The following is an 11,453-nucleotide window of genomic DNA, read 5'->3' as shown; positions in this document are numbered from 1 at the left end:
GGACCAGGTGGGCAGTGCCACGTTCAGGACGGTGTTGTCCAGCGTCACGATCAGCAGCGACACACAGGGCACGAGCAGCGCGGCCCAGCGGTTGGCCGGACCGTGGTTCCCCGGTACGGAGGCCTGTTCGGGTACGTCTCGTACATTCGTCATGGGTCCGTGCAAGGCCGCGCACCGGGTGGCGGGGCACATACCGAACGTCCCCGGGACGGCCCGAGCGGCCCTCCCGGGGAGGTGCCTCAACGGCGGTGCATGGTCTCCATGGCCGCGGCCAGGACGTGGGGATCGTGGTGGCCCTTGTAGACGGCCGGCGGCCGCGTGTCGAGGTGGAGCAGCCGGGACACCGCCGTCCACGCCGTGCGCACGGAGTACTCGACCGTGAAGACGACGTCGTCCGGTACCTCCGCGAACTGCCCGATGAAGGCGAGGTTGACCGAGCCCTCGGGCACGACATCGGGCCGGTCGTCACGGCGGCGGTTCAGGAACTGGCTGGTGATGTAGGGCATCACGCACGGGATGACCGTGGACGTTTCGAGGACGCGGGCGCTGGTGCGGTCGTCGAAGTGCAGGTGGTGCAGGACCTCTTCGAGGATCTCCCGGCCCGAGCACATGGTCATCGGCTTGGGCGTGCTGTTCCCGGCACGGCCGGGGAAGAGGCCGTAGCCCCACCAGACCGAGACGTCCTCAGGCTGGTCGCGGTAGACGGGCTGGCGGTTGGCGACGATGGTGAGCAGCCAGTTGGAGTCCGTGAACGTCATCAGCCCGCCCCTGCCGGTCTCCCGGCCGCTCAACTCGGCCAGGGCGTCGAGGAAGGCGGGGTCCTTGGCGGTGACGGTGAACGACTCCCAGCGCGACTCCCTCACGTGCTTGTCGAAGGTGTCGGGGTTCCCGAAGTTCTCGCGCCCGCGGGCCAGTCGGTGCCACAGCAGCCAGGCGTCCGAGCGCTGGGGAGGCGGCGGCGGGGGAGAGGTGTGCGTGCCGCGGCTGGAGGCGTCGGTCATGGAGCCGTTGGTCACCAGGACCAGGTCCTCGGGGGCCACGGCGATCCGCTCCTCGCGGTCGGCCCGGCACAGGCGGACGGCTGCCACCGTCCTGCCGTCCCTTTCCGGGGCGAACTCCAGGTCGGTGACCGTGCATCCGGGGTGGATGGTCACGCCGCGTTCGCGCAGCCAGGCGCTCAGGGGGCGCACGATCGAGTCGTACTGGTTGTAGCGGGTCCGGTGGATGCCGGACATGGAGCCGAACTCCGGGAACAGGTGGATGAAGCGGCGCAGGTAGCGGCGGAACTCGATCGCGCTGTGCCAGGGCTGGAAGGCGAACGTGGTGCACCACATGAACCAGAAGTTCGTGGTGAAGAAGTGCTCGCCGAAGCAGTCGGTGATCCGCTTGTCGTCCAGGTGGCCCTCGGGAGCGGCCAGACAACGGACCAGGTCCAGCCGGTCGCGCTCCGAGAACCCCATCGAGCGGGTGTCGACGATCTTCCCGTCCCCGTCGACCAGCCGCGCGATGTCGTCCCAGGCGAACTCCTCGTGTCCGGCGAGGATCTCCTGCGTCACGGACACCGAGGCATCGTCCAGCGTGGGAATGCCGGACAGCAGGTCGTACGTGCAGCGGAACTCGGCCTCGAACATGCGGCCGCCGCGCATGGTGTAGCCGGCCTCGGGGGTGCCGCCCGCGTCCAGGCTGCCCCCGATGCCCATCTGTTCCTCGAAGAGGTGGACGTCCGGGCCCGCGAAACCGCCGTCGCGGATCAGGAACGCCGCCGCGGCGAGCGCCGCGATCCCGCTGCCCACCAGATACGCCTTCGCCATCGGAACACTCCTCGTCGCTCGCGCCCGTGATCGGGAACCGCATCTCCTACGGTGTCCCGCGCGAGCGGCGCGGTCAGTGGGCCGTTCGTCACCGGCGGGGTCCGGACGGCCCCGGTGGACCGGCGGGCATCACTTCAGGAAGCGTGCCTCGGGGTCGGGACGGGCAGACGCGGAGACGGAGGTCCGTCCTGGCCGTGTCCGGCACGTATCACCATCTGTGCGTGGCGAGGCCGTCCGTTCGTCGGCGGGATCAGCCGGTCACGCAGATCAGGCCATTCCAGCGCCTGGTGGAGCAGCGAGGTGCGCACGCCGTGCGCGGTGGCCACCAGCAGGACGTGTTCGAGAGCCTGCCCCGCGCGCAGCCAGTCGGCCCGGCGGTCGTGGTCGGTCGACAGGACGAAGAGGTGCGGATGACGTTCGAAGGGCACGGCGGTCAGGGCGCTCGGATGCCGATGAGCGCCGAAGTCCCGCATCGGGACGTGCTCCAGGAAGTCCTGGGGGCCGAGGACCTCGGGCGTCAGTCCGTCGGTCGCACGAGCGGTCGCGCGGACCCAGCGGCGGCTTTCCACCGCTCGGTCGGTGTCGGCGATGTTGCGGCGTTCCGCCTGGCCGATCAGCCCGAGCAGGGGGTCGACGTCAGAGGGCGACACGAGGTCGAGGTGCGCGCCGTCGGCACGGGCGGCGTCGCGGAGTTCCGTCACCACGGTGGTCGGCAGCGCGCGGTCCGAGAAGGGGAAACGGCTGCTGTGGCGCCGCCATACCGCTTCGTACAAGGCTGGGAAGACCGATGACCTGGTCGCACCGGCCAGCCGCACCGTGGCCAGCAGATCCGGTTGCTCCGGGCGCGGCAGGAGCCGGGGCACCGGCTCCCAGCCGAAGTGCGCGGCCGCGACCCTGAGGTTGAAGAGGGCACAGCCGACCGAGACGTGCAGGGCCCGGCCCATGGGGTCGGTGTGGCGCAGGGCACGGTCGGTGGCGGCGCGTATCTGGAGGGTGAGCGTGCCGAGGTCCAGGCGGAAGCGCCAGGGCTGCGTGTTGTGGATCGACGGCGCGGCAACGGCGGCGGCGACCAGCTGCTCCAGGGTCGACGCGTTCAGAACCGTGGCGGACATGGTGACTCCTTCCCCCGACCGGGACGCACCGTGGCGGCGCGGCTGCTTCGAGCCTTCCCGGCGGCGATGAGCGACGGCAGGGGCCGTTCGGCCTCACCAGGCCCTCCGCACGGCTCACCGCACCGGGTGGCCCCCGTTCTCCGGCTGTTCGAGGTGGGTGGCGAGGACGGCGGCCTGGACGCGGCGCTGGACGCCGAGTTTGGCGAGGAGGCGGGAGATGTGGTTCTTGACGGTCTTCTCGGAGAGGTAGAGCTTCTTGCCGATCTCGCGGTTGGTGAGGCCGTCGCCGATGAGGGCGAGGATGTCGCGTTCGCGGGGGGAGAGGCCGGCCAGTTCGGGTGGCGTGGACGGGGTCTCGGCGGGGTCGGCGCGCAGGGAGCGCATGAGGCGGGCGGTGGTGGCGGGGTCGAGCATGGACTGGCCGGAGGCGACGGTGCGGACCGCGGAGACCAGGTCGGAGCCCTTGATCTGTTTGAGGACGTAGCCGGAGGCGCCGGCCATGATCGCGTCGAGGAGGGCTTCCTCGTCGTCGAAGGAGGTGAGCATGAGGCAGGCGAGGCCGGGCATCTTGTCGCGTAGTTCCCGGCAGACGGTGATGCCGTCGCCGTCGGGCAGGCGGACGTCGAGGACGGCGACCTGCGGGCGCAGGGCGGGGCCGCGGGCGAGGGCGTGCTGGACGGTGCCGGCGTCGCCGACGACCGTGATGTCGGGTTCCGCGTCGAGCAGGTCGGTGATGCCGCGCCGGACGACCTCGTGGTCGTCCAGCAGGAACACGCGGATCGGGTCCTGCTCCGAGAAGGTGCGCGGCTCTGCCATGTCGTCCCCTGATATCCCGGATGAAGGGCAGACTGCGCGTGCTGCCCGGAACGACCATTGCCCGCCCGGGCCGGTCGGGCTAGGGCCTACCGGCCCCACTTGGCTCTTCCGGGCGGCCGGACGTCAGCTCGAACTGCACGTCCACCACCCCTTCGACGGCCCGGACCAGCCGCGCCGCCACGGGGACGAGGGCCGTGTCCAGGATCCGGCCGACGAGCGTCACCACTCCCTCCCGCACGTCGACGCGCAGCACGGAGCCGGGCGGCGGGAAGAGGTGGGAGACGACCTCGCGCCGTACCTCCTCGGCGATCTCCTCGTCGCCGCGCAGGAAGACCCTGAGCAGGTCGGCGCGGCTGACCACGCCCTGGAGCAGACCCAGCTCGTCCACCACGGGGAGCCGCTTGACCTTGGACCGTGCCATGGTGCGGGCGGCCTGCGCGAGGGTGGCATCGGTGCGTGTGGTGAGTGCCGGTGAGGTCATCAACTGTTCCGCTGTCAGCGCGCCGGCCTTCGTCAGGTCGGTGGTCCCGTGCAGCTGGGCGTACCGGTCGGGGTCGCCGTCCCGGACCTCCTCCTTGTGCAGGAGGTCCGCCTCGGAGACGACACCGACGACCCGGCCCTCGCCCTCGACGACCGGCAGGGCGCTGACCCGCCAGTCCCGCATCAGCCGGACGAGTTCCTTGAAGGACGCCTGGCGTCCGACGCTGATGACGGTCTGCGTCATGACGTCGCTCACGATGTGTGGCGTGCCGTGCATGGTCACTCCCAGGAGAGCCGAAGGGGCCGGGGCGGGTCGTCAGACACCGGCGCCGGCCCCGTACGGGGCGTACAGGTCCAGCAGCCGGGTACGGGCGGCGCGCAGGCGGTGGGCGAGCACCTGGCCCACCCACTGGCTGACGGTGTTCCCCAGTACCGGGTCGTCCCGGCACATGGAGCGGACCGCGACGGCGTCGAACTCGTAGGCCCGGACCGGCGTGGTGGTCTCGGCGCCCAGGTGCCGTGCGTGGGGTGCGAACAACCAGGACCAGCCGATCAGTTCGTCGTGCCCGAGGTCCTCGACGACGGCGGCCCGACGGCCCGGAACGTGCATGTCCAGGGCGACGCGGCCGGAGCGGATGATCCAGAACCGGTCGGCGTGAGCGCCTTCCTCGAAGATCCGGGTTCCCTGCGGGAAGGAGACCTCGCGGGCGAACCTCATCAGCCGTTCCCGGTGCTCGTGGGGAAGGGCGCGCAGCATGGTGGGGGTCGGTGCGGTGCTCATGGCGTACCTCCCGGGCAGGCGTACTGACTGCTCCTCCCAGCGTGCGGCGAACGCCCACGAGGAGGCATGGGCCGAACGGTCCCGGCCGTCCCCGCGGCCGGCGCACGGGGCCGGACGGCAAGGGCCGGCGCCGCGTCGTGCCCTCCCCGTCCCCGCAGGGCATCGTCGAGATCGAGACGCTCGGCGAACTTCTCAACGCCGGCACGCTGGTGATCTGCGCCGGCGGCGGAGGCATCCCCGTCACCGCCGAACGGGACCGCAGGGCCCTCACCGGCGTCGAGGCGGTCGTCGACAAGGACCTCACGGCCGCCCTGCTCGCCGAGGAGCTGAAGTCCGACTTCCGGCTCATCCTCACCGACGTGCCCTGCGTGTACGAGGGCTACGGCACCCCGGGCCAGCACCCCGTGCCGGACGCCACCCCGGCCCGCCTGCGCGGCGCCGGCTACTCCTCGCCGACACCGACCTGGTCCTCCTGGACATCAAGTCCTTCGACGTCCCCACCTACCGCGCCCTCACCGGCGGCGAACTCACCCCCACCCTGAACTTCGCGACCCGCCTCGACCACCTCGGCGTCCCCATGTGGATCCGCTACGTCCTGGTCCCCGGCTGGACCGACACCCCGGAACCCGTCGAGGGCCTCGCCCGCTTCGTCTCCGAGCTTCCTGCGGTCCGGCGGGTCGATGTCCTCCCCTTCCACAAGCTGGGCGCGTCGAAGTACCCGGCGCTCGGCATTCCCTTCGCGTTGCGGCAGACGCCCGTTCCCTCGGAGGAGCTCGTCGAGCGGGTGCGCGGGCAGTTCCGCGGACACGGAGTGGAAGCCTACTGACGTACTGCGCGTCCGGGCACGAAACGGCGCCGCGGACCGAAGCGTCAACCGGCGGTGCCGATCCGTGGGGATGGCAGCCGGGGCCCGAGCCGTTCGGCCTCGGGTTGAACCGATCCTGGAGCCTACGGCTCAGCGGCAGTTCGTGCTGAGTCGGGAACCCGCGCCTCCTGGCGTCCCGTTCTGGTGAGGTCCCGGGGCGTATCAAGGCGCTTCGGCGTGTTCCGTCGGCCACTGACGGAACGCGACCTCCATGGCGGCCAGGATCGCCCGCAGGCCGACGACCGTAGGCAGCCCGGCCACGCCGGTTGGCGACCGCCCTTGCAGGTCTGGTGAGGGCCTCCGCCTGCTGCCCCCGGCATCCGGTGGACGGACCGGGCCGGGCTACGAGACGGACGTCGTGTGCATGCCCAACAGGCCTCGCGGACAGGGCCGTTCAGCCCAACGGGTGCGGACCTTCGGCATCGGGTGCGGGAGTTGGCATCCCGCGAGAGTGAAGGCGTCAGACAACCAAGGACCGTCCCCCGACTCCCTGAAGGGATCACCACCATGGCCGTGCACGAGCACCCTCACCGTAGCTCCGGCTTCCACCTGCCCTCCTTCCGCCGGACCGGGGCCGCCTCCCGCTCCGGCTCCGCGGTGGTGGCGACCGACACGCACATCGCACGGGCCTACGTCCTCGCCTCCCTGCGTCTGCTCACCGGGTTCGTCTTCCTGTGGGCGTTCCTCGACAAGACCTTCGGCTTCGGCTACGCCACCCCCTCCGGCAAGGGCTGGATCGACGGAGGCTCACCTACCAAGGGCTTCCTGAGTTCCGTCGCCGCGGGACCGATGGAGTCCACCTTCCACACCTGGGCCGGCGACACCTGGGCCGACTGGCTGTTCATGCTCGGGCTCCTCGGCGTCGGCCTGGCCCTGACCGCCGGCGTCGCGCTGCGCCTGGCCGCCGTCGCGGGCACCGCGATGATGGCGCTGATGTGGATGGCCGAGTGGCCGCCCGCCAAGCACCTCTCGGACGGCTCCGTGAGCATGTCCACCAACCCCTTCGCCGACTACCACCTCATCTACGCCGTGGTCCTGATCGCCCTGGCCGTCGTGGCCGCCGGGGACACTCTCGGCCTCGGGCGGCTCTGGGCCCGACTGCCCTTCGTCCGCACCAACGGGTGGCTGCGCTGATCGTCCGCCGGGCGGCGGACCCCCGTCGGGTCCGCCACCCGGAGCCGGGCACAGGGGCGAACGGCCCCTGTCCGGGACTTGTGACCCCTGCCCCCGGAAGCTCTCGAACACGACGCTGGAACCGGATCCGCCCGGAGCAGCACGGCGGGATCCCTCGCGCCAGGAGGTGCACATCATGACCCGCACTGTCACCGTAGGTCTCGACGGCTCGGCCGAGAGCCGGGCGGCAGCGGAATGGGCGGCCCGCGAGGCGGAACTGCGCGGTCTGCCCCTGAAGATCGTCCACGTCTGGGAACCCGTCCCCGACCCCATGGCACAGGCCCCGCTGCTCGGCCCCGAGACCCACCAGCACTGGACCGAGCGCATTCCGCGGGAAGCCGCAGAGGGCCTGCGGACGAGGCACCCCGGCGTCGAGGTGGCCGGCGAGCAGCTTTCCGGCCATGCCGGCGAGGTCCTCGTCGAGGCGTCGAAGACGTCGGCCCTCCTCGTCCTCGGCTCCCGGGCCCTCGGCGGTGTCGGAGGCCTCCTGGTCGGTTCCGTGAGCCTGAGCGTGGTGGCTCACGCCGCATGCCCCACGGTGCTGGTGAGGGCGGGGGAACAGGCCGCCGACGAGCACGAGGCCGACCCGGCGGGCATTCCGTCCGCCGCCACGGCCTTCCGGCCCGTCGTTCTCGGTCTCGACACCGACCACCCGGACGAGACGTTGATCGAGTTCGCCTTCGACGCCGCCCTGCGCCGTGCCACCTCACTGCGGGTCGTGCACGCCTGGTTCCCGCCCCCGTACTACGCGTACGGGATGCCGGTGAAGCCGCCCCTGCAGGAGGCACTGGCCCTGGAACAGTCCCGGGCCCTCGCCGAGGTACTGAGCCCCTGGCGGCAGAAGTACCCGGACGTGCGGACCGTCGAGGAGTCCCGCTACGGCAGCGCCGCGGAGGACCTCGTCGAAGCGTCCCGGGAGGCCTCGCTGGTCGTCGTCGGCCGGCGGATCCGCCGCGCTGCCCTGGGCGCCCACATCGGTCATGTCACCCACGCCGTCCTGCACCACTCCACCGCCCCCGTCGCCGTCGTGGCCCACGGCTGACCCACCTCCGAGGAGAGGACAGATCATGAAGGCAGCGGTCGTACGAGCCTTCGGCGAGCCCCTGGTCATCGAGGACCGCCCCGACCCCGAGCCCGGCCCCGGCCAGGTCCGCATCCGCGTCGAGGCATCCGGGCTCTGCCACACCGACATCCACGCCGCCCACGGCGACTGGCCCGTCAAGCCGAACCCGCCGTTCGTCCCCGGACACGAGGGTGTCGGCATCGTCGAGGAACTCGGCGACGGCGTCACCCACCTGAGCGTCGGTCAGCGGGTCGCCGTGCCCTGGCTGGGCAAGGCGTGCGGGCGGTGCGAGCACTGCCTGTCCGGCTGGGAGACCCTGTGCGAGCAGCAGGTCAACACCGGCTACGGCTGCGACGGGGGCTACGCCGAGAAGATGCTGGCCTGGGCCGACTTCGCCCAGCCGGTCCCGCCGGGCGTCACCCCCTTCGACGCCGCCCCGCTGACCTGCGCCGGTGTCACCACCTACAAGGCTCTCAAGGTCGCCGGCGTACGACCCGCCCAACTCGTCGCGATCTCCGGAGTCGGCGGACTCGGCCACCTCGCCCTGCAGTACGCGAAGATAGCCGGTGCCCAGGTCGCCGCCATCGACGTCACCGACGACAAACTCGAACTCGCAGCCGAACTCGGCGCCGACCTCGTCATCGACGCCCGCAAGGACGACGTCGGCGAGGTGCTCGAGCGGCACGGCGGCGCGCACGCGGCGATCGCCCTCGCCGTGGACGACGCCGCCTTCGAGGCTGCCAACTCCGGCCTGCGGCGCGGCGGCAAGCTGGTGATGGTCGCGCTGCCCGCGCACGGCACGGTCCGGGTCCCGATCTTCGACACCGTCCTGAACGGCACCAGCGTGATCGGTTCGATCGTCGGCACCCGGCAGGACCTCGCCGAGGTGTTCCAGCTGCACGCGGCCGGCCGGACCAGGGTCGTCTACGAGACCCGTCCGCTGGCCACCGTCAACGAGTCGATCACGGACGTGCTGCGCGGCCAGGTCAAGGCCCGGATCGTGTTCGACATGGGCGTGGGGCGGTGAGCGCCGTGGACCTGCCCGTCGTGGTCGGCGTCGACGGCTCCGAGTCCAGCCTGCGGGCCGTCGACTGGGCGGCCGACGAGGCCGTCCTGCGCGGGGCGCCGCTCCGGCTGGTGTTCGCCTCCCTGTGGGAGCGGTACGAGGGTGAGTCGCTCGCCGAGGACCTGGTCGCCAAGCCGTCCGAGCAGCTGATGGCCGAGGATGTCGTGGCCATCGCCGCCGGGCGTGCCCACCGTCGGCACCCCGGTCTGAAAGTCACCACCGACGTCGTGCCGGAGGAGCCGGAGTACGCGCTGGTGCACGAGAGCCGGGAGGCCGCCGTACTCGTGCTGGGCTCCCGGGGACGCAGCGGCTTCGTGGAGACGCTGCTCGGCTCGGTCGGCCTGGCCGTCGCCGCGCACGCCCACTGCCCGGTGATCGTCCTCCGGGGCAGCCACGACAACCAGGTCCGGGCGGGGGGCGGCCGGATCGTGCTCGGCGTCGGGGGGAAGGAAGCCGTGCGCTTCGCCGCCCGGGAAGCCGGACTGCGGGGTGCCGAGGTGGACGCGGTACGGGCCTGGCGGGCCCCGGCCCGTGAGACCACCGACCACCCGTTGCTGTCGGGAGAACCCGCCCGGCTGCACGAGCAGGAGGCCGCGGACACCCTGGAGAAGGCGCTTCGCGACGTACCGGAGCCGGTGCGCGTGCATCGCCAGACCGTCGAGGGCCCGGCCCGCCAGGTGCTGTTGGCCGCCTCCCACACCGCCGACCTGCTGGTCGTCGGTGCCCGGCGCAACACCGGGCACCTCGGGCTCCAGCTCGGCCGGGTGGCCCACGGAGTCCTGCACCACGCCGCATGCCCGGTCGCCGTCGTACCCGAACGGACGTGACTGCGGTGGCCTGCCGGGCACAGGCCGCCTGTCCACCGCCGACAAGCCGGTGATCTTCGCCTGCCACGGCTGCCCCTGGCTGATCCACCGTCTCGCCTACCGCCGCACCGGGCACCAGCACCTGCACGTGCGCGGTCACAAGGAGTCGGGGACCACGACCACGCCGTTCGACATGGTCGTCCGCGACGACCTGGACCGCTACCGGCTGGTCATGGACGTCATCGACCGGGTGCCCGGCCTCGCGGTCCGCGCCGCCGCCGTCCGCCGGCCGACGGCCGACGCCCGCACCCGCCACCGGGCCTGGATCCGCGAGCACGGCACCGACCTGCCCGAGGTCGCCGACCGGACCTGGAACGCCTGAACCCATCCGCTCCCGAGAGGAGTCCGTCACCATGACCGTACGCGTGGGCATCAACGGATTCGGCCGGATCGGCCGTACCTACCTGCGGGCCGCCCTCGACCGCGCCGAGGCGGGCACGCAGGACGTGGAGGTGGTCGCGGTCAACGACATCACCTCGCCCGCGACGCTCGCCCATCTCCTCGAGTACGACTCGACGTTCGGGCACATCGGACGGGACGTCGCCCACGACGACAGCTCGATCACCGTCGACGGGCGCCGCATCGCCGTCTCCGCGGAACGCGACCCGGCGGCCCTCCACTGGTCCGACCACGGCGCCGACATCGTCATCGAGTCCACCGGCCGCTTCCGGGACCGCGACGCGGCCGCCCTGCACCTGAAGGCCGGCGCCCACACGGTGCTGCTCTCGGCGCCGGGCAGGAACGCGGACGCCACCATCGTGATGGGCGTCAACGACCGGGTCTACGACCGGCACCAGCACCGGATCGTCTCCGCCGCCTCCTGCACCACCAACTGTGTCGCCCCCATGGTGAAGGTGCTGCACGAGACCTTCGGCTTCGAACGCGGCGTGATGACCACCGTCCACGGCTACACCAACGACCAGTCCCTGCTGGACGGCCCGCACAAGGACCTGCGCCGGGCCCGCTCGGCCGCGTCGAGCATCATCCCGACCAGCACGGGCGCCGCCCGCGCGGTCGGTCTGGTGGTGCCGGAACTCGCCGGGGCCCTGGACGGGATCGCGGTGCGGGTGCCGGTGGAGGACGGCTCGCTCACCGACCTCGCCGTGGTGCTGGGCCGCGAGGCGACTGTGGACGACATCAACGCCGCCTTCGAGGCGGCCGCCGAGGGACCGCTCAACGGCATCCTGCGGGTGTCGAAGGCCCCGATCGTCTCCCGTGACGTCATCGGCGACCCCTCCTCCTGCGTCTTCGACCCGGCCCTGACCCAGGCCAACGGCACCCTGGTCAAGGTCTTCGGCTGGTACGACAACGAGTGGGGCTACACCAACCGGCTCCTGGACCTCACGGCCCTGGTGGCCGACGGCTGACCACATGCCGCGGAAGGGGCCGGTGCCGCCGATCACCGGCCCCTTCCGTGTGC

Annotated in this window: 9 protein-coding genes and 4 pseudogenes; 8 read left to right on the top strand and 5 right to left on the bottom strand. The window is 71.9% G+C overall.

Features of this window, described 5'->3' with window-relative positions; all coding sequences use genetic code 11:
* Nucleotides 1-239: 239 nt before the first annotated feature.
* The 5 genes and pseudogenes from BLW82_RS03580 to BLW82_RS03560 form a co-directional block, all read right to left on the bottom strand.
* Nucleotides 240-1,829: pseudogene (locus BLW82_RS03580) on the bottom strand (oleate hydratase); the annotation flags it as partial.
* Nucleotides 1,830-1,945: 116 nt separating this feature from the next.
* Entirely contained in the window at nucleotides 1,946-2,923 is a 978-nt protein-coding gene (locus BLW82_RS03575) for an Acg family FMN-binding oxidoreductase (RefSeq protein WP_093497426.1), read from the bottom strand.
* A gap of 114 nt (nucleotides 2,924-3,037) precedes the next feature.
* The gene (locus BLW82_RS03570) at nucleotides 3,038-3,739 is read right to left on the bottom strand and encodes a response regulator (RefSeq protein ID WP_093497425.1); all 702 of its coding nucleotides are present in this window, start codon (nucleotides 3,737-3,739) and stop codon (nucleotides 3,038-3,040) included.
* A 79-nt stretch (nucleotides 3,740-3,818) separates the two neighbouring features.
* Nucleotides 3,819-4,496: a CBS domain-containing protein gene (locus BLW82_RS03565; protein ID WP_093497424.1), complete on the bottom strand. Its 678-nt coding sequence runs from the start codon at nucleotides 4,494-4,496 to the stop codon at nucleotides 3,819-3,821.
* Nucleotides 4,497-4,535: 39 nt separating this feature from the next.
* Nucleotides 4,536-5,000, bottom strand: coding sequence for a Crp/Fnr family transcriptional regulator (locus BLW82_RS03560; protein ID WP_093497423.1), 465 nt, complete (start codon nucleotides 4,998-5,000; stop codon nucleotides 4,536-4,538).
* Nucleotides 5,001-5,113: 113 nt separating this feature from the next.
* Between BLW82_RS03560 and BLW82_RS45100 the strand changes: the two are divergent.
* The 8 genes and pseudogenes from BLW82_RS45100 to gap all read left to right on the top strand — a co-directional run.
* Nucleotides 5,114-5,446, top strand: a pseudogene (locus tag BLW82_RS45100) (carbamate kinase); the annotation flags it as partial.
* Nucleotides 5,446-5,826 (top strand): annotated as a pseudogene (locus BLW82_RS03550) (pyruvate formate-lyase 1-activating enzyme); the annotation flags it as partial. The pseudogenes BLW82_RS45100 and BLW82_RS03550, both read left to right, overlap by 1 nt.
* A gap of 546 nt (nucleotides 5,827-6,372) precedes the next feature.
* Complete coding sequence (locus BLW82_RS03545) at nucleotides 6,373-6,999, top strand: DoxX family membrane protein (protein ID WP_093497422.1); 627 nt, start codon at nucleotides 6,373-6,375, stop codon at nucleotides 6,997-6,999.
* A 175-nt stretch (nucleotides 7,000-7,174) separates the two neighbouring features.
* A complete protein-coding gene (locus BLW82_RS03540; protein ID WP_093497421.1) occupies nucleotides 7,175-8,080 on the top strand; it encodes a universal stress protein in 906 nt (301 codons plus the stop codon).
* A 25-nt stretch (nucleotides 8,081-8,105) separates the two neighbouring features.
* A complete protein-coding gene (adhP, locus tag BLW82_RS03535) occupies nucleotides 8,106-9,128 on the top strand; it encodes an alcohol dehydrogenase AdhP (RefSeq protein WP_093497420.1) in 1,023 nt (340 codons plus the stop codon).
* A 5-nt stretch (nucleotides 9,129-9,133) separates the two neighbouring features.
* On the top strand, nucleotides 9,134-9,994 hold the full coding sequence (locus BLW82_RS03530) for a universal stress protein (RefSeq protein WP_093507829.1): 861 nt from the start codon (nucleotides 9,134-9,136) through the stop codon (nucleotides 9,992-9,994).
* Between the two features lie 28 nt (nucleotides 9,995-10,022).
* Nucleotides 10,023-10,355, top strand: a pseudogene (locus tag BLW82_RS03525) (phosphoketolase); the annotation flags it as partial.
* Nucleotides 10,356-10,386: 31 nt separating this feature from the next.
* Nucleotides 10,387-11,400, top strand: coding sequence for a type I glyceraldehyde-3-phosphate dehydrogenase (gap, locus tag BLW82_RS03520; protein ID WP_093497419.1), 1,014 nt, complete (start codon nucleotides 10,387-10,389; stop codon nucleotides 11,398-11,400).
* Nucleotides 11,401-11,453: the final 53 nt, after the last annotated feature.

The sequence above is a fragment of the Streptomyces sp. Ag109_O5-10 genome, from assembly GCF_900105755.1.
In the GTDB taxonomy this organism is placed as follows: Bacteria; Actinomycetota; Actinomycetes; order Streptomycetales; family Streptomycetaceae; genus Streptomyces.
Note: the sequence above shows the minus strand (reverse complement) of the source record. Positions and strands in the feature narration are given on the sequence as shown.

Excerpts from the sequence above, each read along its gene's own strand:
- BLW82_RS03560 (WP_093497423.1), bottom strand. The coding sequence starts at position 5,000 with ATGAGCACCGCACCGACCCCCACCATGCTGCGCGCCCTTCCCCACGAG.
- adhP (WP_093497420.1), top strand. The coding sequence starts at position 8,106 with ATGAAGGCAGCGGTCGTACGAGCCTTCGGCGAGCCCCTGGTCATCGAG.
- BLW82_RS03575 (WP_093497426.1), bottom strand. The coding sequence starts at position 2,923 with ATGTCCGCCACGGTTCTGAACGCGTCGACCCTGGAGCAGCTGGTCGCC.
- gap (WP_093497419.1), top strand. The coding sequence starts at position 10,387 with ATGACCGTACGCGTGGGCATCAACGGATTCGGCCGGATCGGCCGTACC.
- BLW82_RS03570 (WP_093497425.1), bottom strand. The coding sequence starts at position 3,739 with ATGGCAGAGCCGCGCACCTTCTCGGAGCAGGACCCGATCCGCGTGTTC.
- BLW82_RS03540 (WP_093497421.1), top strand. The coding sequence starts at position 7,175 with ATGACCCGCACTGTCACCGTAGGTCTCGACGGCTCGGCCGAGAGCCGG.
- BLW82_RS03565 (WP_093497424.1), bottom strand. The coding sequence starts at position 4,496 with ATGCACGGCACGCCACACATCGTGAGCGACGTCATGACGCAGACCGTC.
- BLW82_RS03545 (WP_093497422.1), top strand. The coding sequence starts at position 6,373 with ATGGCCGTGCACGAGCACCCTCACCGTAGCTCCGGCTTCCACCTGCCC.